General features: G+C 37.8%; 16 protein-coding genes. 15 read left to right on the top strand and 1 reads right to left on the bottom strand.

The window, feature by feature from the left end; translation table 11 throughout:
• The first annotated feature begins 11 nt into the window (after positions 1-11).
• The 6 genes from FN756_RS02265 to FN756_RS02240 all read left to right on the top strand — a co-directional run bounded on the left by FN756_RS02265 (position 12) and on the right by FN756_RS02240 (position 8,790).
• Positions 12-1,628 (top strand): PKD-like family lipoprotein, encoded by a 1,617-nt coding sequence (locus tag FN756_RS02265; protein WP_142601091.1) that lies wholly within the window; start codon positions 12-14, stop codon positions 1,626-1,628.
• Positions 1,629-1,691: 63 nt separating this feature from the next.
• Positions 1,692-3,044 (top strand): TlpA disulfide reductase family protein, encoded by a 1,353-nt coding sequence (locus tag FN756_RS02260; RefSeq protein WP_142601090.1) that lies wholly within the window; start codon positions 1,692-1,694, stop codon positions 3,042-3,044.
• Positions 3,045-3,148: 104 nt separating this feature from the next.
• Positions 3,149-4,516, top strand: a complete 1,368-nt coding sequence (locus FN756_RS02255) for a TlpA family protein disulfide reductase (RefSeq protein WP_142601088.1) — start codon at positions 3,149-3,151, stop codon at positions 4,514-4,516.
• A gap of 63 nt (positions 4,517-4,579) precedes the next feature.
• Positions 4,580-5,938 carry a TlpA family protein disulfide reductase gene (locus tag FN756_RS02250; protein WP_142601086.1) on the top strand — a complete coding sequence of 453 codons (1,359 nt, stop codon included), beginning with the start codon at positions 4,580-4,582 and terminating at the stop codon, positions 5,936-5,938.
• Positions 5,939-6,031: 93 nt separating this feature from the next.
• Positions 6,032-7,396: a thioredoxin family protein gene (locus FN756_RS02245; RefSeq protein WP_142601085.1), complete on the top strand. Its 1,365-nt coding sequence runs from the start codon at positions 6,032-6,034 to the stop codon at positions 7,394-7,396.
• Positions 7,397-7,479: 83 nt separating this feature from the next.
• Positions 7,480-8,790 carry a TlpA family protein disulfide reductase gene (locus FN756_RS02240; protein ID WP_142601083.1) on the top strand — a complete coding sequence of 437 codons (1,311 nt, stop codon included), beginning with the start codon at positions 7,480-7,482 and terminating at the stop codon, positions 8,788-8,790.
• Positions 8,791-9,262: 472 nt separating this feature from the next.
• Here the strand turns inward: FN756_RS02240 and FN756_RS02235 are convergent, their stop codons facing one another.
• Entirely contained in the window at positions 9,263-10,495 is a 1,233-nt protein-coding gene (locus FN756_RS02235; protein WP_142601081.1) for an aspartyl protease family protein, read from the bottom strand.
• Between the two features lie 219 nt (positions 10,496-10,714).
• On the opposite strand from FN756_RS02235, the gene FN756_RS02230 reads away from it, so the two are divergent.
• The 9 genes from FN756_RS02230 (at position 10,715) to FN756_RS02190 (ending at position 23,907) form a co-directional block, all read left to right on the top strand.
• Positions 10,715-11,293 carry an RNA polymerase sigma factor gene (locus FN756_RS02230; RefSeq protein WP_142601079.1) on the top strand — a complete coding sequence of 193 codons (579 nt, stop codon included), beginning with the start codon at positions 10,715-10,717 and terminating at the stop codon, positions 11,291-11,293.
• A 109-nt stretch (positions 11,294-11,402) separates the two neighbouring features.
• Positions 11,403-12,548 (top strand): FecR family protein, encoded by a 1,146-nt coding sequence (locus tag FN756_RS02225; protein WP_142601077.1) that lies wholly within the window; start codon positions 11,403-11,405, stop codon positions 12,546-12,548.
• Between the two features lie 296 nt (positions 12,549-12,844).
• Entirely contained in the window at positions 12,845-16,195 is a 3,351-nt protein-coding gene (locus FN756_RS02220; RefSeq protein WP_142601076.1) for a SusC/RagA family TonB-linked outer membrane protein, read from the top strand.
• Between the two features lie 11 nt (positions 16,196-16,206).
• Positions 16,207-17,631 (top strand): RagB/SusD family nutrient uptake outer membrane protein, encoded by a 1,425-nt coding sequence (locus tag FN756_RS02215; protein WP_185955156.1) that lies wholly within the window; start codon positions 16,207-16,209, stop codon positions 17,629-17,631.
• Between the two features lie 11 nt (positions 17,632-17,642).
• On the top strand, positions 17,643-18,428 hold the full coding sequence (locus FN756_RS02210; protein ID WP_185955155.1) for a DUF4843 domain-containing protein: 786 nt from the start codon (positions 17,643-17,645) through the stop codon (positions 18,426-18,428).
• Between the two features lie 18 nt (positions 18,429-18,446).
• A complete protein-coding gene (locus FN756_RS02205) occupies positions 18,447-19,985 on the top strand; it encodes a PKD-like family lipoprotein (protein WP_142601071.1) in 1,539 nt (512 codons plus the stop codon).
• A 347-nt stretch (positions 19,986-20,332) separates the two neighbouring features.
• The gene (locus FN756_RS14680; RefSeq protein ID WP_142601373.1) at positions 20,333-20,500 is read left to right on the top strand and encodes a peroxiredoxin family protein; all 168 of its coding nucleotides are present in this window, start codon (positions 20,333-20,335) and stop codon (positions 20,498-20,500) included.
• A 5-nt stretch (positions 20,501-20,505) separates the two neighbouring features.
• Complete coding sequence (locus tag FN756_RS02195; protein WP_142601069.1) at positions 20,506-20,691, top strand: hypothetical protein; 186 nt, start codon at positions 20,506-20,508, stop codon at positions 20,689-20,691.
• Between the two features lie 324 nt (positions 20,692-21,015).
• Positions 21,016-23,907 carry a SusC/RagA family TonB-linked outer membrane protein gene (locus tag FN756_RS02190; protein WP_142601068.1) on the top strand — a complete coding sequence of 964 codons (2,892 nt, stop codon included), beginning with the start codon at positions 21,016-21,018 and terminating at the stop codon, positions 23,905-23,907.
• Positions 23,908-23,909 lie beyond the last annotated feature (2 nt).

Below are 23,909 nucleotides of genomic sequence, written 5' to 3'. Positions count from 1 at the left end.
TTTTTAAATAAATGAAGAATATTATGTTAAAAAAATATATATATACCTGCTTACTGGCTGTTTCGGCTTTCTTTACCACTTCGTGTAGTAAAGAAGATTTAGGGAATTATAATTACCACGAAATCAATGAGGCTAAATTTTCAGATTTAAATGGAACCATCTCAGTAGATATGCTTTCCTCGTTAAAAATTACTCCTAAAGTGGCGTTTACTCAGGATTCTGCTATTGTAGACCCCAGCCGTTATGCGTACGAATGGTCTTATTTGACCAATGATCCATCTCCGATAAAAACAATAATAGGCACATCAAAAGACCTGGATTTTTTTGTAACCCTTAATCCTGGTACTTATGCTACCTCTTATAAAATTAAAGACAACGTAACCGGAGTTGAATTTCTAAAGAGGTTTAATGTCACGGTTAAAACTGCAAACATGGAGGGCTGGTTGTTAATGACTGAAGTGAATGGCAAAGCGAGATTTGATATGATTTCCTTCAACTATGTTAAGCCGACTTTTACTTTTGATCATATATCAACTGATCTGTTTGGACAAGCAAACAAGGGCATTCAATTACAAGGGAAACCTAAAATGATTTATAGTTATGATTGCGGTGCGCTTAAAGGGTATGGAATTAATTTACCCTGGGCAATTTACCTTGGAACAAATCAAAGTACAGACAGAGTAAATCAAGATAATTTTACCTGGAAGCCTGAGTATAATATAAGATACGAAAATTTAAACCGTTTGGGTCTTCCTAACGATTATCGTGCTGATTTGATTAAACGAGTATATGGGTCTACTCTTTCTGGTAGTACCTGTTACACGATAACTTCAGCTGGAGATTTGTACATGACAGCTGTAACTCCAGCCAATAAGTACGGTGTAGAGCTTAATGTGGATGCTAATAATGTAAAATACAAGGTAGCTCCATTTATTGGAGCCTATGAAAATGCAATTGCGGCACCGAATGCAACAACAACCTGCTATTTTTATGATATAACCAATAAGCGGTTTATGAAGCAAACTAGCCCCAGCTTTGGTATGACAACAGTTGCTGATCCTCCTACCGGAAATGCAGCTAAACCTTTCCTATTCTCCTTTACTAATACAGGGATGGACATGTTATACATGAATGCAAACAAAACTGAGGTGTTTGCTATATTTAAGAATAGGGAAACGAATAAGTGTTATTGGGCTAGTTGGGTTACAAAGACCGAAGTGCAAACAGCATTTCAAGAAATTGTAGCTCCTGAATTTGATAAGGCAGAAAACTTTGCGGTGAGTAATTTAACGAAATATCTTTTTTACAGTGTGGGGGGCAAAGTGTACATGTATAAGCCTGGAACATCGTTCGCAACAGCTTCATCTAAATTGGTATGGGATTATGGCTCAGCGAATGTTAGTGCAATGAAATTTCAGATTTATTATTATAATTTCCAAAAATACCCTGACACAGAAACAGATAAACTGGTTGTTTGTAGCTATGATCCGGCACTTCCCGAAGGTCAAAATGGAAAACTTGAAAAATTTGATATTCAAGCTGGTGGAGCAGGGTTAACTCAGGTGCCTAACTACACATTTACAGGTTTCGGTAAAGTACAGAGCTTCACTTATAGAGAAAGAAAATAATATTAGAAAGCCGGTAGCAATAGCTTCCGGCTTTTCTTCATTCACATTTCAATTTAAAATTTTATGAAAAAATTGATTGTATATGCCGCTGTACTATGTGGGTTGGGGAGCTCTTTGCCTGTTTTGGCCGAGGAAGGAGTAAAAACCGTTGTGAAGGGGGAAATGTTGGTGTCCAATGGGCGGGCAACCCTTTTTAAGAAAGATTTCAGCCCGAATCCAAAGAGTACCGCTCAAATTATTAACGGTCGTTTCTCTATGGAAACAAAGTTAACACAGCCTTCATATATTATTTTAACAACCTCTGATCCTATTGTAAAGGGATTTGATTTATTCCTGACACCTGGTGATGACATTTCAGTTGCTGTAAGGGATAAGAACGTTGTATTGAGTGGAAAGGGAAGTAAATTAAATCAGTTTCTCTTCGACCTTACCCGTAAATATGATTATGCAAATAATCAATTTACTGCTAAAGAAGTTTATACTAATCGTATAAATGCGATCAATGCTTCTACGAATGAAGAGGTAAAGATTAACAAAGCTGCTTTATTGGGCTATGCTCAAGGTGAATACCTCGACAAAGTGTTTACTTCGTACATGGAATCAAAGGTTGCGGGTGAAACGGATGAAATTAACAAAGTCAAGTTTGATGATTTGAACATCAGTTTAGCGCCTGAAATTGTTAGTTATTACAACTGGTATAAAACAATTAATGAGATCATGTACGCTAAAATGGAAGCCGGTAAACTTAAAGTGCGCAATTCAAATACCTGGATTGCGGATTTTGCCAAAACCATTGAAAATCAGAAATTAAGAGAAGCTTACATTGTTGCCTTATTGGACTTTGCCCGTCTGGAAGAAGACGTTTTTAAAATAAAAGATTATGCCCGGGAAGCACTGCCATTAGTGAAGGATCCGGTCAATATTGCAAAAATAAATGCTAATATAATTGGGGCTGATAAAGTGACCCGTTATAACAATGCTGTGCCCGGCACCGATTTTAGTGCCTATACTTTCCAAAAACCGGATGGTTCCATAGCGAAAATCAGTGATTATAAAGGTAAAATTGTTTTAATCGATATCTGGAGCACCTGGTGCCACCCTTGTGTTGCAGAAATGCCTTTCCTGAAACAACTAGAACATGAAATGGAAGGAAAAGATGTTGTTTTCTTATCACTTAATGGGGATGTTAAGGAAGAATATTGGCAAAATTTTATGAAAAAAAGAAACCTGACCGGGAATCAAGTAAAGATGACGGCAGGACTTAAAGACGATCCGTTTTTCAATCAAATTGGAAGAACAGGCATTCCTCGTTTTGTTCTTATCGATAAAGAAGGCAAAATGGTTAATGCTAAATGTTGTCAACGCCCGTCTAACCCGGTATTAAAAGTTTATCTCAACGAATTACTAAGTAAATAATTAAAACCCGCATGAGCAGTAGGCTCTCCAACGGTCATTAAAGTAAAATTAGCAGGTTCTTGATGGCCTATTAAAAACAAAACACTTTCAGAAAAAGATAAATAATGAAAAAACTATTAATACTCGCAGCCTTGCTCCTGACAAAGGTTTCGTTTGCCCAGATGAGTGAAATTCGCGGGGTTATGAAAAATGGTACTCAAAAGGATATTTCGCTTTTTAGTATTGAAGATGGAAAAGAGCAGTTAATGGCCACCACTCAATTGGGTGAAGATGGTTCATTCGGGTTTTTATTCACTCCTTCCAATGAGGGTTTTTATGCGGTGGGTTATGCAAAAATGGAGAAGGGATCTCTGTTTCCAGTGTACATGAAGAAAGGTGACAAAACTGTGATTGCAATCGATAAAAGGAGAATGATGTTTGTAGGAAAACAGACTCCTGAAAACACCGTTCTTTCATCATGGACTACGCTGACCCAGGAATTAAAGGTTAAATCAATATACTTTATGGAGCTACCATTAAGTACTTATCAGGATTTCTTCCCTGAATTGACCAAAGTTGCCGCCCAAGCCGACGGGTTCAGAAAGACCATCAAAACCAAGAATGAAAACTTCAATCGTTTGATGACTGCGATAACCTATTTCGACCTGGATCTGTACGCTATGAACCACCTAAAAACTCCACGAAAAGCATTCGCTAAGAAAGAGGAATATGTACCTTTTTATAACACCATTGTAGCTGAAAACAAGTTCAAAAACGATGATGTTTTATCCTACTTATTCGGTGAAAAGTTACTACATCTTTACGCTGGTTATGCAGGAGATCCGAGGAATACTAATATTCTTGATAAACTGAAACTCTTTTCCACAGATAGACAAAAAGGAGTATATATATTATTTAAGCAGATACCTTTTGTACAATCTTATCCTCAGTATCAAAGTTTAGTTAAAAATTTTGGCCAATATTTTACAACACCAAGTCTGAAAGCAAGAGTAGATGCTTTAGGCGCCAAATTGTATATTACCACTGCAGGAGGAGAAGCAGTTGATTTCACTTTCTCAGATAAGAACGGTAAAATGGTTTCTTTAAGTGATTTCAAAGGTAAGGTAGTAGTTCTTGATATTTGGGCAACCTGGTGTGCTCCTTGTAAAAAAGAAATTCCTTACTTAAAGACCTTGGAAGAGGAGCTACATGGCAAAGATGTGGTGTTTGTGAGTATTTCTGTGGATGAGGCAAAAAACAAAGAAACCTGGTTGAAAATGCTGGACGACCAGAAGATGGCCGGGGTACAATTGTTTGCAGGTAGTTATGTAAATAATGTAACCGATTTCTATAAAATTGAAACCATTCCCCGTTTTATTGTGATTGATCGCGAAGGAAAATTAGTAAACCCTAATTCTCCTCGCCCTTCTGAACCGAAATTGAAGGAATTGCTTGAAAAAGAATTAGCAAAAGAATTGGCAAAAGTTAATTAATAAAATCTTAAGGAAAAGTAGAGGGCGGTTTTAATCGCCCTCTTTCATACCATCAATAAAATCATGAAAAAATTAATACTTGCTTTAGCAGGTTTATTGTTTAGCCTATGCTCTTCGGCGCAAATGGCTCAAATCTGGGGAACAGTAAAATCGGAAGGTTTTAACGATAAGGATATTACCCTTTACGCTATCAAAGATGGAGAAACCAAGGAAATTGCAAAAAGCAATTTGGCTGAAGATGGTTCTTTTGGCTTCATGTTCAATCCTTCTCAAGAGGGTTTCTATGCCATTGGTTGGGGGGAGTTTCTCAGAGGTAAATTTCCAGTTTATTTAAAAAAGGGCGATAAGGCAGAGGTTGCCATCTACAATAGAACAATTGATTTTATTGGTAAGCAGTCACCGGAGAATGCCGTTTTATACAAATGGATGCAAATGACAGAATCTATAAGGTATAATTCATTCCACTCTATGCAAACACACAATCAATTCTTCCCTGCGTTAACGGAATTGGCTGCCCAGGCGGATCTATTTAAGAAATCTATCAATACTAAAAATGCAGTATTCAACGAGTCAATGAAACAAACCGTCGCATATGATTTGGATTTATATGCGTTGAATTTCCTTGGTGTACCTAGAGGAGGAGTATTTCTTAAAAAAGAACAGTTGCCGCCTTATTACAATACCATTGTTGATTCAAAAAAATTTAATGATTGTGTTTTGGGTATGCTCCACGGAAAACGTTTTATGGATATGTATGCCAATTTTGCAATACCCGGCCGCGGATCACTTGATCAAAAAATTACTGCATTTAGTAACGATCATGTAAAAGGTGCCTACATTCTAAATAGTGGCCGCGACATGCCTAATAATTATGCCGCCTACCGTGACTTTATGAATAAATACGGAAAGTATTTTCAAACGCCTTACCAAAAATCAGTTGTAGAGGAATTAGGTATAAAACTATACAGCAGTGAAACCGGACCTAAACCTGCCGCCAATTTCACTTATCCTGATCAACATGGCAAAATGGTTTCATTAAGTGATTTTAAAGGGAAAGTGGTAGTGGTAGATGTATGGGCTACCTGGTGCGGACCTTGTAAACAACAAATTCCGTATCTGAAAAAAATGGAAGAGGCGTTCAAGGGTAAGGATGTAGTCTTTATGTCGGTATCATTGGATTATGAAAAAGATAAGCAAAAATGGTTAGACATGCTTAAAGAGTTGGATTTGCACGGTATACAATTATTTGCCGGTGGTTGGACTAAAATAACTAAAGATTATGCTATTAGCGCTATCCCACGGTTTATGGTATTTGATAAAGCAGGGAATGTGGTGTCAACTGATTCTCCTCGCCCTTCTGATCCAAAATTGAAGGAAATACTTGAAAAAGAGTTGTCTAAAGAATTAGCAAAAGTTAATTAATAAATCTTCATATTTGACTACAACTGCGTTACAAGTTGACGCGGTTGTTTCTTTCGAATGGTTGCTAAGTAACTGATAATTAGTTATAGAAAAATGAAAAAGATTTTATTAAGCAGTTTTCTCTTATTCAGTGCACTGACCGTTTTTTCTCAAGGCATTGAATTTGAACATACATCCTGGAGCGAGGTAGTAAAAAAAGCGAAGGAACTAAATAAACCCATTTTTGTGGATGTATATACCAGTTGGTGTGGTCCATGTAGAGTAATGGCAACTCAAGTGTTTACAAGACCAGAAATTGGAGTTAAGTACAATCAGGGTTTTGTCAACGTAAAAATTGATGCAGAAAAGGGCGAGGGGATTGTAATTGCAAAAAAATACGAAGTCAAGTCCTATCCTACCTATTTGTTCATCAACCCATCTGATGAATCTTTGGTCGACAGATCCGGAAGTTCTATGCCAGCTGCAGATTTTAATGACGTGGCTGATAAAATGCTTAATAAGTTTTCCGGGAAAAAAGAGATAAGTTTTGCCGAGTTGGATGCTAAGTATAAAACGGGCGATTATGATGAAGTCTTCGCCCAAGCCTATATAAAACGTCTGAAAGCCGAAGGTAAATCGATAGTGGAAGCACTAGGAAAGTACATTAGTAAGTTTGTAACCAATACGCCTACTACTGATCAACTTTTTTTCCTCGGATCAAATTTTCCCAAAGGGGCTGATTCAAATCTTTATAGTTATATGATTAATAATTATAAAGTGATTGATGCTATTTTATGCAAAAAAGATGGAATTGCGGCTGCCTCCTTTTATAGAAACCTTCGTGAAGAAACGAAAACTAAGATTGAGGATATCCTAAGTAGAAAACTGTTAGTTTCTGAAAAGGAAGCACAATTGAATAAGCTTTTCGAAAATATTAAAACTGTTGAAATTGGCGATAGGAGCAATAAAAAAATCCTCGAATTTAAAATGCGACTCTACAATTTAAATGCCGATACACTTCAACTTTTACAGGCTTCACGAGCATATGCAAATGAGTTTTTATTGCCTACGGATAAAACATCTTCAATAGGTAGTGAAACTATAATAATGGACAAGAATGCTCCAATACCTGTCGCTCCTGTTGATTCTGTTAGAACTTCCGACTATTGCTCAAATTTTGCAGTTACGCTGTCCAAGCTTTCTAAAGATAGGCAGGATAAAAAATTAGCTTCCAGTTTATTGAAAAAGGCATTGGCATTAAATAATTCATTCGTAGTTAAAAACAAGATGAACATAGCGACTTATAATTTTGGTGAGAAAAAAGCAGCTATTATACAGCAATCTAAATTGATAGCCGAAATGAAAAGCAGTAATGATGAATATCTGGCTGATGCAGAAACTACGATTCAGAAAATGAAGAATAACGAATCTAATATTTCGCCTTTCTCGTACAGAAAGAAGCCCACCAGAAAGCATTAATCACCAAAAACTAATGAAGAGGGAAAAAATAGGAGGAAAGTCGGAGGGAGCCTGCTTCATTCATTTAAATATAACGTAATTTGATGAAAAAACTATTAACAATTGCAGTTTTGCTATTATTTCACATTTGTGCTTCAGCTCAAATGACTGAGGTGCGAGGAACTATCAAGTCTGCTACTCCTGGCAAACAACCTGTGTATCTATTTAAGATAGAGGACGGGGAAACTAAACTAGTTAAAGCTGCTTCTGCTACAAGCGACGGATTTTTTGTTTTTTCCTTTGAACCTGATTATATAGGTTTCTACATGATAGGAGGATTCACCTCTCAGGCCGGACAATTTCCTGTGTACCTGAAAAAAGGAGATAAAGCAGAAGTCATGTTTGATAATCGCCAAATGGAATTTGTCGGAAAACAAACTGAAGAAAACACCGTCTTATCCTCGTGGACTACGCTAACAAAGGAACTAAAAAGTCAAACCTCCGAATTTAGCCTTGTTAAAGATAAAATGATGGCTTTTCAAAAAAACATCCGTACCAGGAATGAAACGTTTAATCGATTGATGAAACAGGTGGTCAATTTTGAAATGGATTTTTATGTACTGAACCTTATTAAAAAAAATGCAGGTTCAGCTTCGGAAAGTTTAGCAGAATATGGCAGAAAATTTCTGGTGAAAGACAACTATAAAAACGACGATGTGTTTTCTTATCCTAATGGCAAAGCATTGATTAGCTTATATGCTGATTATGCCGCAAGTGTAAATAAGGCGGGGGATGGGCTTAATTTTCTTTCTACTGATCGCCAAAAAGGCATTTATATTTTTAGTAGGATGAACCCAAATATTAAAACCTATGCTCAATTTGAGGATATGACAAATAAGTATGGAAAATACTTTCAAGATCAAAGCTTAAAAGCCAAAGTTGATGCCTTGGGAACTAAGCTATATAATGCTACCCCCGGCCGTAAAGGGGCCAATTTCAGCTATCCTGACAAAGATGGCAAAATGGTTTCTCTGAGCGATTTTAAGGGCAAAGTGCTTTTAGTTGACGTATGGGCTACCTTTTGCGGACCTTGTAAAGAGCTCATGCCTGCTTTAAATAAATTAGAAGCCGAACTGCACGATAATAAGGATATTGCTTTTGTAAGTGTTGCATTTGATGGGCCAAGAGGCAAAGATACCTGGCTGAAAATGATCAAGGATATGCAAATGGGGGGGACTCAATTATTTGCTGGCGGTAGAGCTGACAAAGTAAATGTATTGCAAAACGATTATAAAATTAAAGTGATGCCGCGTTACCTGGTTTTTGATCGACAAGGAAATGTGGTAACGGCTGAAGCTCCACTTCCTAATAATCCGGCATTAAAAGAATTGTTGCTTGCACAACTAGGTAAATAACACAAGATGATCAATATTAAAAGCGAGTAAGGCAGGTTTTTGCTGAGCCGACTAGTTAATGATCGGCTTTTTTGATCCTTATTTTTTTTGGGTTCGAATTAGGTTAAAAACTAATACTTTTAAGCTTAAAATGCCATCAAACGATGTTATTTGGTGCAAATTGGAGATAATTCGATATTCTCGTCCGTGCTACGAACTAACGCTGCTTTATACAATAGAGCAGCGTTTTTTATTGGTTTTACTTTTCGTAGGGGTAAGTATGGGGTGATTTTTTGAAGATTTTTGATGTTCAAAGAGGTTGTTGTGAAGCTGTGAAATACCTACTCAATAAGTTGTAATGCCACAGCAGGTGTGCTAGTTTCAATTTCAAAATCAAGGGGTACTGGGTTTGAATCCGCCGCTAAGTGCATTAATGAAAACGAGTCCTATAAATGATTGCTTGTAGAACTCGTTTAAAAGTATTTATGGGAGATTAAAGATTCCCCATATTCTTATTGGGAATTAAATAATATTCATGGGCTGCAAGATTGATAAAACAATTGAACTGACGAATGATTTCTAATCCTAAGCTTCCGTCTCCGGGAGCCCAATTACCACTACTTTCTGAATAGGACTGTATGGTGCCAATAAAATTACTTACCTGCTTGTCTCCCAGTTTAACATGCTCAAAAAGACCACTTACTGTTGGTGTTTGGTGGCCCATACTGTAGTTTACGCCTTCATAGGCAACATTGAAATCTTTGGTAAGTTCCAACCGGTTAACCGAAGGTCCGTACAGAATGATCGGATAGGCGGCGCCGGTATCAAAATGAAGGTCACTTTCAATCTCCTTACCACTGTTCAATTTGATACCCGCTTTTATGCCGGGGATCCCAGCAGAATAATCCAGCGGCACAAGTGTTCCGCCTTCCGGATAAGTAAATGTTCCAAAGCTATAGAGTTTAATTACAGAATGATCAAAATCGAGGTAAGTAATGTAATTTGCCAACAGATTTCCTCCCAGTAAACCGTCCAGATCATTCCTGAAAGTTGGAAAAATAGCAATATTTTGGTTGGCTATTTTTAATGTGTCAATTTTGATGAGGTTACCGCCCGATATGCTCACCTGTGTGGAAGCTCCCACAACGTTGGTATTTTGCTGGCGGGTTACTTTCAGGCCAATTTCATCAGCTACCGCTTTTTTCATACCCATCCCATCGGCCCCTGTATCAAACATTATTCTTAATTCACGGTCGCTGTTATTTAGCTTCACCTTTAAAACTATACTCTTATGTTCAATCACGAATGGAATTTCAGCCATTAACTTAGATGGACGATTGATATCAATTCCAAAAAGTTGGTCAAAAAAACCAAACCGTTCAATCTTACCCTGCTGATCTAAATAGATTACCGACTCGGATGACTTCTCATGTACAAAGGAAAACTTAACGAATAAAATTTTCCCAGTTTTATTCTTTTTTTCTTTTAGTAGCTCCAGTTTATCAAGAGCGGCATAGTGTGTTAATATGCGATCCATCGCTACATTGGCTCTGGGTAGGGAATACACACCTAATGCAAAATTTGATGCTAATTGTGGTTTCAGGAGTTCAGCTTTGCGTTCTTTGAATGCCTGCTCAATCACTTTCATGAGAGAGGATGCATTTTGAGCGAATCCTGGTAATGCAAAACCAATTAAAAATGCAATAATTACAATTGTTCTTTTCATCTGTATAATCTGTATAGAATAAGTTCAGGGTATTCAAACATCGGAGTTTTCCCCCATCATAAAAAATGCATTCCTGAAATATTTCATAATAACGCGAGCATCTTTTGATAATAGTTATTTCATTTTAATTGGCGAGTAATAAAATAATCCGTTAAGTAAATTTGATAGCCTCTTGATTAAACACTTAATTTTTTCTTTCTTGCCAAAGTTATAGAACAAATGCTGAGTTACAGAGAATATACCGATAATGAATTGTTTTGCCTTTTAAAACAAGGTAAGCATGGAGCCTACGCAGAAATTTATAAACGTTATTGGGCTAGCCTTTTTCGTCATGCACGTAAAATATTGCAGAATGATGAAGAAGCTAAAGATGTTGTACAAGATATTTTTACCACGCTTTGGTTAAAAGCACCCGAAATCAATCTCACCTCAAGCTTATCCACTTTCCTCTATGCTTCCGTAAGAAATAAAATATTTGATCTGATCGACAAAAATAAGGTAAGAAGAAATTACTTGGCCTCTTTGGAAAGTTTTATTGTTGCTGCTGAAGCAACTACCGAAAATCAAATTCATGAAAAAGAATTGGCTCTTTTAATTGAGAAGGAGTTCGCTGCTTTACCACCTAAAATGCGCGAAGTTTTCGAATTAAGCAGGAAATCAGATCTCTCTTATAAAGAAATAGCTGATAAGTTGGATATCAGTGATAATACGGTTAAAAAACAAATCAGTAACGCTTTGAAAATTTTACGCCCTCGACTTAGCGATCTATTAATTATCATCTTTTGGATGAAATTTTAAGCTACTGAAATCCCCTTTGCCAATGTTTTCTAATTTTAATTTTTTCATTTTTCTGTTACACAAAGGTCTTACCTACCCGTCTTATCTATTAAATAGAATAATATTCTAAATGAATAACTCAAAAGCAAAAATTCTAATCAAAAAATATCTTGATGGAACATGTTCTCCTGAAGAAAAGACACTTCTTGAAAGCTGGTATTTCAGCATGGCCCATAATCAGGAAGATGAAACCTCAGAACTAGATTATGACCAAATAGGCAAGGAGATTTGGAATAAACTACCTGTTCAGAAACAATCTGCTCCTTCAATGATCAGGTTATGGCCTCGTTACGCAGCCGCCGCTATTATTCTCTTTATTCTTTCTTTTTCAGTTTACTTCATTTCAAATCAACGACACACTGAGAGCTCTAAGAGTTTAGTTGTCAAAAACGATAGAGATATACTTCCGGGTGGCAATAAGGCAACCTTAATTTTGGCAGATGGTTCAAGTGTTGTTTTGGGAAATTTGAAAAAAGGTGTTATTGCCAATGAGGAGAATGCTGTTATTACAAAAAATGAAGAAGGTTATGTTGTCTATAACGTAAATGCAAAAGAAACTGTGACGGAAGTTGAATTGAATACACTTTCAACTCCAAATGGCGGGACCTATCTAGTAGAATTATCCGACGGAACCAAAGTGTGGTTAAATGCGGCAACATCCTTAAAATATCCAACCATGTTCAAAGGCAAAGAACGATTGGTGGAGTTAACTGGTGAGGCTTATTTCGAAGTTGCAAAAAATAAGGAAATGCCATTCAGGGTTAAAAGCAATGATCAGGTAGTTGAGGTATTAGGAACCCATTTTAATATCAACACATATTCAAATGAGCCTGATGTGAAAACAACATTGTTGGAGGGTTCAGTAAGAATCAAACAACTATCAAGCGGAGTAGAAAAATTATTGGTTCCGGGTCAAAAAGCTGTTCTTAAACCTTTGCAAAGCGGTATTTCTCTTCAAAAGACAAATTTGGATGATGCCATTGCGTGGAAAAACGGAGAGTTTAGTTTTCATAATTCAGACTTGAAAGCAATAATGCGTCAATTGGAAAGATGGTATTCGATTGAAGTTAAGTACGAGGGAAATGTGGTAAACCAAAGTTTTGGAGGTAGCACATTCAGAAATGAAAATTTATCCGAAGTATTAAAAGTGTTGGAACTAGGTGGTGTTCGCTTTAAAAAAGAGGGGAATGTGATTACTGTGTACCCCTCTAATTAATTAAAAAAGCCTCACTACTTGTAGGTAATATCCCGCCCCCCCCCTCTTTTTATTTATTTTTTTCATTTTCTCTTACACAAACTCCCAGCATAGCCGTCTTATCTCTAAAACAGAATAATAAGTTAAACTGGCGGCTAAAGAGCAAATGAAATTTGGAACAAACTACTTGTTTAAAAACAATCGTCCCTTTTAATTGTGTGCGCTTATAAGTGGGGGATGTAGTAATTAATAGTAAATAAAAAATATTAAAAGATCAATTTATAGCTAACACAAATCCCTAAATCTATCCCTATTCTATGAAGTTAAAATTACTATTTAGAAAATCTTCACGGCTGATTCCAATCAAATTAACGTCAATGTTAATTATTGTTGCAACATTACTTTTAAGCGCGAATGCTTATTCTGAATCCATTACGCTTCATGGTAAAAATGTTTCATTAGAAAGTGCTCTTGAGTCTGTAAGTAAACAATCCGGTTATAAGGTTTTTTACAAACAAGAGCAACTTGCTAAAGCAAATCCTGTATCTGTATCTTTTAGAAATCTAGACTTAACCGAGGCGCTTGAACAGTTGTTTATTAATCAGCCATTTGCTTACGCAATTGCCAATAAAACAATTGTAATAACTGAAAAAACAGGGCCGGCTAAATTGCCTTCTTCAGTAAAGAGAAGAACTATTTCGGGTGTTATTACAGATCAAAGTAATAAGGTTCTGCACGGTGCAACTGTTATGGAGAAGGGGACTAATAACGTAACTACTACCGACGCTAAAGGTGCGTTTACCCTAACTGTTGAAGAAAAAGCGCAAATTCAGATCAGCTTTTTAGGTTATGAGCCCAGAACCATCACTGTAGGAGACCAGTCTGTGATCAATGTTGCGCTTAAAATTGCAGAGAGTTCGCTGAAAGAAGTAGTGGTAACAACCGGTATCTTTAAGAAAGTTGACGAAAGTTTTACAGGGGCTTCAAGGACTGTAACTGCTAAAGAATTGGAGCAATTCAGTAATCGTAATCTTATTACCTCTCTTCGTAATGTGGACCCTTCGTTTAATATTGTGGAGAGCAATTCATTTGGTTCCGACCCCAACCGTTTGCCTGAAATTCAAATCAGGGGAAATTCAAGTTTGCCCAATGTTAATGATTTACAAAATGAGTCTCGTGTTGCCTTAAACACACCATTAGTAATCCTTGACGGCTTTCAATCCACGCTGCAAAAATTATTGGATATCAACGCGAATGAGGTAGAATCACTTACCATCCTTAAAGATGCTTCGGCAACTGCTATTTATGGTTCCAGAGGTGCAAATGGGGTAGTTGTTATAACTACTAAAGCTCCTAAAGAAGGAAAACTTCGTGTTTCTTACCGTGGTGATGTAAACGTTGAGGCGCCTGATTTAAGCGCTTACAACCTTTTAAATGCCAGAGAGAAGCTGGATTTGGAAAAAACCAAGGGTCTGTATAATGGTGATAGACCTAATTTTGATATTCCCCTTAAGCGTTATTATAGCTTTCTTTTAACTGATGTTAACAGTGGTGTTGATACGTACTGGCTGTCTAAGCCGCTTAATACAGGTGTTGGCCAGCGTCATAACCTGCGTTTAGAGGGAGGCGATCAAACCTTTCGCTACTCTGCGTCTATGCAACTGAACGATATTCAAGGCGTAATGATAGGATCTAATCGTAAAACTTATAACGGAACCATTAACCTGGCATATACCTTCAAAAACGTAAAGTTTAGCAATAGTTTAATGATTGCCAAGGGCAGTTCAGCCAATTCGCCTTATGGAAACTTTAGCGATTACGTTAAATTGAATCCTTATTGGAAGGCCTACGACGAAAACGGAAAAGCGATTAAAATTTTAGGCGATTCTGGAAATGATGATTATAGAGGTCGTTGGTCTACGCTGCCAACCAACCCCCTTTATAATGCCACTTTGAATACTTTCGATAAGTCCCAAACTTCCGAAATAACCAACAATACCTCTGTTGAATTTCCAATTATTCAGGATTTAATCATGAGAGGGCGAATAGGAATTACACAAGGTGATACTAAAAGCGACAAATTCAGACCGGCCGATCATACAGCTTTCGCAAATTATGGCGATGCAGATATTTTCAGAAAGGGAGATTATAATTACGGTGTAGGAAGCAGATTGTTTTATGACGCGTCTGTAAACCTAAGCTATTCTAAAACACTTGGCGACAAACATACCCTCTTCGGTGGCTTGGATTACAACATCAGCCAAGGCCAATCTTCGGATTACAGTTTTCTTGCAGAAGGGTTTACCAATCCAAATTTTGATTTTATTACAATGGCACAACAGTATGCCAAGGATGGCAGACCTACAGGAGCGGAAGGATTAACAAGAGCTATTGGGATTACTGGTAACGCAAATTATATTTATGACAACCGTTACTTCGTTGACGGCTCATTCCGTGTAGACGGTTCTTCCCAATTCGGTGCTAATAAACGTTTTGCGCCATTTTGGTCAGCGGGAGCAGGTTGGAATATGCATAAGGAGGCCTTTCTTAATGATTCTAAAGTAATCAACCGATTAAAGCTTCGTGGGTCTTTAGGTCTTACCGGCTCGCAGAACTTTAGTTCTTATCAGGCACTTTCTTCTTACCGCTATTATACGGATGATCGTTACATTAACTCGAACGGTGCTTATTTAATGGGCTTAGGAAACAAAGACTTGAAGTGGCAGCAAACCATGAAATACAATGTGGGTATGGATGCTGAATTACTTGACAGACGCCTGAAACTAACGGCCGATTACTATATCCAAAATACAAATGGCCTGGTTTCTTCCGTAAACCTGCCCGGTTCTAGTGGATTCGCTAGCTATATTGAAAATATTGGCAAGTTGAATAACAAAGGATATGAGCTGAAGGCTACAGCATTCCTGATCCGCAATGCAGATCGCCAATTTATCTGGAGTGTGACTATGGGCGTTATGCATAATAAAAACAAGATCGTTCAAATTTCACAGGCGCTGAAGGATGCGCAGGCAGTAATCGAAAAATCTACAGGAGCGACTCCAAGTACTTTGTTTAAGGAAGGGTATTCATCAAATACAATATGGGTGGTTCCATCTTTGGGTATTGATCCGAGTACAGGTAAAGAACTTTATTTGGCTAAAGATGGACAACATACCTTTGTCTGGAATCCGGATAACCTTACTGCAGCAGGGTCAACAGATCCTAAAATCCAGGGCAATTTAAGTACGATGGTTCGTTATAAAGATTTGTCGTTAAACGTGGTTTTAGGGTACCGCACAGGTGGCCAACTTTACAACCAGACACTGATTAATAAAGTGGAGAATGCTGACTATAATTATAATGTGGACGCTCGGGTTTACAACGATCGTTGGAGAACCCCTGGCGACAACGTTCAGTTCAAAAGCTTGATGATTACTGATTTAACTAACAAAACTTCGCGATTTGTTCAGGATGAAAACACTATTAACTGCCAGAATATCAATTTGCAGTACAATATGGGTTTCTTAAGCAAACGATTAGGTGTAGAAGCGCTGTCGATTTCTGCAAGTATGGCTGATGCATTCTATTTCTCGACAGTAAAACAAGAACGCGGAATTCAATACCCATTCTCGAGACAATTTTCATTAAGCATTAATACCACCTTTTAATTAGTATGGAGATGAAAAATCTAAAATATATCGTAGTTACCTTATTGCTGGGGGCGTTAACCAATTCTTCTTGTACGGATTATTTAACCGTTAAGCCTAAAACTGAAATGACCCAGGATGTGCTTTTTTCCACAGAAGGAGGCTTTGAGGATGCGCTGAGCGGGGTATATATTCAAATGAAAGGAGCTAATGTGTATGGGCAAGCTATGACCATGACTACTATTGAATATCCCATATCTAGTTGGGATGGGGATGCCCTTAACACTACGTCGATTCCATATAAATTGGCCCGTTTTAATTACACAGATGCAGCAGTTGAAAACTCATTGTCTTCTATATATAGTTCCGAATATAAGATCATTGCTAGCATCAATGCCATTCTTGATCGTATTGATGAAAATAAAGAGGTTTTTAAAACCCCTGGCGTGTACCAGGCTATTAAGGCTGAATGCCTTGCACTGCGCGCGTATTGTCATCTGGATATTCTGCGCTTATTTGGCCCTATTCCAACTGATGTCAATACCGGCAACAAGCTGGCTTATGTAACTCACTTATCTAAAACGCCAAATGCACTCTTACCATTTGTAGCTTTTCAGGAAGCATTATTAAAGGACCTGGCTGATGCAGAAGCCTTGGTTAAGGATGTTGATCCCATTGTTAGTAATGTCACTCCTACAGGTACCTATTTTGCCAACCGTAATTTGAAAATGAACTACTATGCCGTAAAAGCATTGCAAGCACGCGCTTATTTGTGGTTCAATATTAAAGATAAGGCTTATGAGTGCGCCAAAATTGTGATTGATGCTAAAGACGCTAAGGGTAGTCCTGCGTTCCGTTTAGGAACGGCCACCGACATGACCGCTAAGGATTACATGTTGACTTGCGAACATATTTTTGGCCTGCATTACTTTGCTTTATATACGATGTACAGTTCATTGTATGCTAATGGAGTCCTAAGAAATGGTACCACCAATGCTGTCATTAATTCGCAGCTTTATGGCAATACTGGCACTGATATTCGTGAGGTAAACCTTTGGGAATTAATTGATTTGCCACATAGTACATTACAGGGCTATGTTTTAAAGAAATATAAAGTTGATGACGCTGGGACGAATTTTAAGCAAATTCCTTTATTACGTATTAGCGAAATGTATCTGATCGCGATCGAAACGGCACCGCTTGCAGATGCTCAGGCTCTATGGGCGACCTTCCGAACTGCACGTAATATACCTGTAACTACCTTGCCTTCGGATCCTACTCTGCTTCAAAATGAACTGCTAAAGGAATATCGCAAGGAGTTTTATGCAGAAGGACAGGCATTTTTTGCCTATAAACGGGTGAATGCGCCACAGCTTAATGTACTGTTTGTTCCGGGTGAGGCAACCCTCAATTATTTAATTCCAATGCCTAAAACGGAAGCAATTAACCTTAATTAATGTTTGACACTATGAAAAAAGTAAAATATTTTTTAGGAGCTCTGGCCCTGTTGGCCTTGGCTTCTTGTAAAGAAGATGCTCCTTTCCTGTTTAATGATGTGGCAACGTTGCAGTTCGGGCCTCCATTGTCTGCTATCTATCAGTCCGGCGCTAATGCGGCAGGAGCAAATAGGTCTTATACTTTTTTTTACAAAAGCCCGGATACCCGCCAGGATACGGTTTTTTTTGATATCTACGCTATTGGTGGCCCATCTTTAAAAGATAGGAGCTTTAAACTGAAACAGGTGCAGGTTGATGGCGTAAATAATGCTATTCCAGGAACGCACTATATCGCGTTCGATAATCCGGATGTCAGCAAAAATTTTGTAATTAAAGCTGGTCAGGTTCATAGTCTGGTTCCAGTGATTTTGTTACGTGACATCTCTTTAAAAACGGCTGATGCAGTACTTAAGTTTAATATTATTGAAAATGAGAACTTTAAACTGGGGGAGACTGATTATCTGTGGAGGCGACTTGATTTTACCGACCGTATTAATAAGCCTGCAGCCTGGTCTGCCACTTATCAAACTACATATTATGGCACGTATAGCACGGTAAAACACAAATTTATGATGGATAGTACCGGAGAACTCTGGGACCAAGCTTTTATGAGTGTACTTCAAGACCCTGTTGCCCCTGACCCTGCCCGGCTTACCTATTATATGACAGTCATTAAGACGGCTTTAATTAATTACAATAATGCTCATCCTGGCAATGCACTAAGAGACGAGTTGGGCAATTTAGTTGTATTTCCATAGTTCTAAAGATTATACATCATGAAAAAAATATATACAATTTTAGGCCTGACATCAGCACTTTTTATTTTCGGCTGTTCAAAGGATATAGGTAATTATGACTATGCACCCGGAGAAGTTATCACAATTAATGGCATTGAAGATTCATATACAAAAATTGCTGCAGTGGATAAAATCACCTTGGATCCGGAGGTTTCATCTACTGAAAAAGATGCTGATTTTGAGTGTTTCTGGGGTGTTTATGATAGCCGTGTGCTAGGTACACTCGTAATCGATACAATTGCTAAAACAAAGGCCATTGATTACCTAATTTCGCAAAGTCCTAAAGACTGGACATTGGTTTTTGGTGCAAAAAACAAAAAGACTGGAGTGTCGAAATACGTTATCTCTACTCTAAAAGTAGGGACCCAATTCACTCGCGGTTGGTATGTTTTAAAAGATGATGGCAGTCAAACAGATCTTGATTTGTTCAAGTCCTCAGTCGGTATTGTTCCGGTGGATAAAGTGGAAAATGTTTATAGCATAATAAACGGTAAAAAACTCAATGGTAAAGCATCACTTTTTAGTTTTCAATATAACTATAGAACAAACCCTACAGGGGTATATGCTAATTACCGTGCCTTATATTTGATGAGCGATAAGGATGTAAGCGTAGTGGATATTAGTTCTCTTAAAGAATTAAATGACTTTAACCACCTGTTTTACGAAGCACCAGCTACTAAAGCGCCAAGTATTGTAACATGGGGGTACCTTGGAGGGAACTACGTTGTTAATGACGGGCAGCTGCATTCCCTTTATGCTAATCTAGCAACCAATACAGGGCACTTTGGAGCGAGAAGGATAAAGGATGGTGTGAACACTCCATATAAGTTATCTAAATATTTTATGATGGGCAGCGGTATCCAGCAAAATCCAATTTTCTTTGATGAAATGAGCAGTTCTTTTGTTTCCTGTGTAGCTAATAGTACTGTGCTAAACCTGCTTACAGATGGTACCGGCAATAAGATTCCAGTGAACAATAACAACAAGAACTTATTGTTTATGGGTACAAAATCCGGTTCTCCTTATACTGGTTACGCTATTTTACAAGATAAAAGCAATCCGTCAATAAAGATATTGTCATCACTTACACCTGTATCTCCTAAGCTTACTATTACAGCAAGTGACACTATGAAAGTTACGGACAAAATTTATAACGCCTCTAACTACACTTTGAATCTTGATGATGAGAACATGATTTATTTTACAGTTGGTAACGAAGTTTGGTCTCGTAATTTGTCAAATAAATTTGAACAGAGGCAATTTATAGCTCCTGCTGGTGAGGAAATCACCTTCATTCGTCATAGAAAATATGCTGGAACGGCGTCAGGAGAGGCTCCTTTCAAATACAATTATATAATGATAGGCACCAAAATTGGAGCTAATTATAAGGTGCGTATGTTTACAAAAACATCGGGTAACCTTTCTCCTGATCCGGCAGTTACGCTTGATGGAAAGGGTTCAGTAGGAGATGTTATTTATATATCCCCTGTAAATTCTACTTACCTCAATAATTATTAAAACATCTGTAAAACGGTTTAAAAATGATGGTGGTTATATGCCACCATCATTAATATCTGTTAAATCCAATTTTTATAAAAAATGGTATAGGCTGCTTTAATTAGCTGATTAGGGTTTTCATTCCTACTTTATTCGGTGAACAATTAATGAATCTTTACGCCGATTATGCTGGTGGAAAGTATCAATTGATCAGAAAATGAAATGCTTTTCTACGGATAGACAAAAAGGAATATATCTTTTATTTTAAGTTGACTCCTCAAATCCAATCTTATCCTCAGCTTGAAGGGATGATTGAAAATTTTGGCCAATACTTTAAATCATCAAGTCTTCAGTGAAGAGTAGATGAACTGGGTGCCAAACTGTATATAACTACCGCAGGTGGTAACGCCGTTGATTTTACATTCGCAGACCAAAACGGTAAAATGGTTTCTTTAAGTGATTTCAAAGGTAAAGTGGTAGTTCTTGATATATGGGCAACATGGTGTGCGCCTTGTAAAAAGAAATTCCTTACTTAAAGACCTTGGAAGAAGAGCTACATGGTAAAGATGTGGTGTTTGTGAGTATTTCTGTTGAGGCAAAAAACAAAGAAACCTGGTTGAAAATGCTGGACGACCAGAAGATGGCCGGTGTACAATTGTTTGCCGGTAGTTATGTGAATAAAGTAACCGATTTCTATAAAATTGAAACCTTCTCCTCGCCATTCTGAACCGAAATTGAAGGAATTGCTTGAAAAAGAATTAGCAAAAGTTAATTAATAAAATCTTAAGCAAAAGTAGAGGACGTAATATCCCCCCTCTTTTTATTTATTTTTTTTTATTTTCTCTTACACAAACCTCCCACCTAGCCGTCTTATCTCTAAAACAGAATAATAAGTTAATCTGGAAGCTAAAGAGCAAATGAAATTTGGACTAGACTGCTTGTTTGAAAACAATCCTCTCTTTTAATAGTGCCTGCTTATAAGTGGGGATGTAGTAAATAAAAAACGTTAAAAGATCAATTTATAGCAAATAGAATCCCTAAACCCTAATCTATGAAGTTAAAATTACTATTTAGAAAATCTTCACGGCTGATTTCACACAAACCTCAATCAAGGTTAGGCAGATTAAGCTCGATATTAATTCCTGTTGCAGCATTGCTATCAAGCGCAAATGCATACGCTCAATCTTCTTCAGAAGTTAATAATAAAACAGTTAGCGATGCCACTAATGTTCCAATTGTTGCAACCGGTATCTTTAAAAAGAATGCCCGAAACTTTACTGGAGCTTCAACTACTGTTACTGCTAAAGAATTGGAACGATTCGGTAACCGTAATCTTATTACCTCGCTTAGGAATGTGGATCCTTCGTTTAATATTATAGAAAACAATTCACTCGGTTCCGACCCCAATCGTTTACCTGAAGTTCAAATCAGGGGAAATGCAAGCTTGCCAAAAGTCAATGATTTACAAAATAACTCTGGCTTAAACACACCGTTAATCATTCTGGACGGCTTTCAATCCACGCTGCAAAAATTGCTGGATATGAACGCCAATGAAGTGGAATCACTTACCATCTTAAAAGATGCCTCTGCTACAGCTATATATGGTTCACGTGCTGCAAACGGCGTGGTTGTAATTACTACTAAAGAGCCTGTAAAAGGAAATCTTCGTGTTACCTATCGTGGTGACGTAAACGTTCAGGCGGCTGATTTGAGTTCTTATAGTGTATTTAATGCGAAGGATAAGCTGGTATTGGAACAGGCCATGGGGCTTTATACTAACAATCAGTCTTATTACGATTATCTTTTAAATGAAGTTAATAGTGGTGTTAACACTAATTGGTTATCCAAACCTCTCAACAATGGAGTTGGACAGCGCCATAACCTGCGTTTAGAGGGTGGAGATCAAACCTTCCGCTATTCTGCATCCGTGCAAATGAATGATAATAAGGGAGTAATGAAGGGTTCTGATCGTAAATTCTATAACGGAACCATTAACCTGTCTTATACCTACAAAAAAATAAAATTTAGCAATAATTTAATGGTTGCCGATGGGTTTTCAGCCAATTCGTCATATGGAAACTTTAGCGATTACGTGCAAATGAATCCTTATTGGAAGGCTTATGATGCAAACGGCAAAGTGATTAAACTTTTAGGCAATCCAGGAAATAGTAATTATGTAGGTTTATGGTCTACGCTGCCAACAAATCCTCTTTACAATGCTACGTTGAATGTTTTTGATGAAACAAAAAACACTGACATCATCAACAATACCTCTGTTGAGTGGCCACTTCTTCAAGATTTAATGATGAGAGGGCGTATCGGCATTACCAAAGTTAAAGTCCAAAGCGACAAGTTTAGACCAGCAGACCATACCGCATTTGCCAAATATACCGATATCGATATGTTCAGAAAGGGAGATTATAGATACGGTGTGGGAAGCAAATTGTCTTATGAAGCATCTCTAAACTTAAATTATTCAAAAACATTTGGAAACAAACATGCCATCTTCGCTGGTATGGATTACAGCATGCGTGAAAGCCAATCTTCAGATTACAGTTTTCTTGCAGAAGGTTTTAACAATGCAAAATTTGATTTTATCTCCATGGCTCAACAGTATGGTAGGGACACACCTTCCGGATCTGAATATTTATCAAGAGGGATGGCGGCCGTTGGAAACGTAAACTATAGCTATGATGACCGCTATTTTGTGGACGGTACATTGCGTATGGATGGTTCTTCAGAATTTGGTGCTAATAATCGTTTGGAGCCATTTTGGTCGGCAGGTGCTGGATGGAATATGCACAATGAGGATTTCCTTAAAAATTCAAAAGTCATCAGCCAACTAACGCTTCGGGGATCATTGGGGCGTACGGGCTCGCAGAACTTCAGTGATAATGAGGCACTATCCGCTTACCGCTATTATACGAATGATCGTTATAACACCTCGTATGGCGCTTATTTAACGGGCGTGGGAAACGAAAACTTGCACAGTCAGCAAACCATGAAATACGATATGGGTATGGATGCTGAATTTCTGAATAGACGACTGAAATTAACGGCCGATTACTATATCCACAACACAAACGGTTTGGTTTCTACTGTAGATCTACCAAGCTATCGCGGATTTGCCAGCTACAGTGAAAATATGGGCAAAATAGACAACCGTGGATATGAGTTAAGAGCCACAGCTTTCCTTGTGCACAATCCGGCTCAAGATTTCACTTGGAGCGTTTCAATGGCCATGATGCACAATAAAAATAAGATCGTTCAAATTTCTCAAGCGATAAAAGACGCTCAAAAATCAATTGAAAATGCTGCAGGAGCTACTCCAAGTACCTTGTATAAGGAAGGGTATTCAACGAATGCAATCTGGGCTGTTCCTTCTTTGGGTATTGATCCCGGTACAGGTAAAGAATACTATATGGGAAAAGACGGGCAACCAACCAATGTCTGGAATTCGGCCAACTTAACAGCAGTTGGTTCAACCGATCCGAAAGTTCTCGGAAATTTAAGCACGATGGTTCGTTATAAAGACTTGACTTTAAATGTGGCTTTCGGATACCGCACCGGAGGGCAGCTTTACAACCAGACACTGATTAATAAAGTGGAGAATGCTGACTATAAATATAACGTGGACACTCGGGTTTATGACGATCGTTGGATAACCGCTGGCGATAATGCTGAGTTCAAAGGTATGATGGTTACAGACTTGACCAACAAAACTTCACGATTTGTTCAGGATGAAAGTACTATTAACTGTCAGAATATCAATTTGCAGTACGATCTTCACTCAAAATTCTTGAATCAACGCGTAGGAGTAAAGGCAATGTCATTCTCGGCGAGTATGGCTGATGCGTTCTATCTGTCGACCGTAAAACAAGAGCGCGGAATAGTGTATCCATTCTCGAGACAATTTTCATTTAGCGTTACTACCACATTTTAATT

It is taken from the genome of Solitalea koreensis, assembly GCF_900182575.1.
GTDB classification, from domain to species: domain Bacteria; phylum Bacteroidota; class Bacteroidia; order Sphingobacteriales; family Sphingobacteriaceae; genus Solitalea; species Solitalea koreensis.
This window is presented reverse-complemented; position numbering and strand designations above follow the sequence as displayed.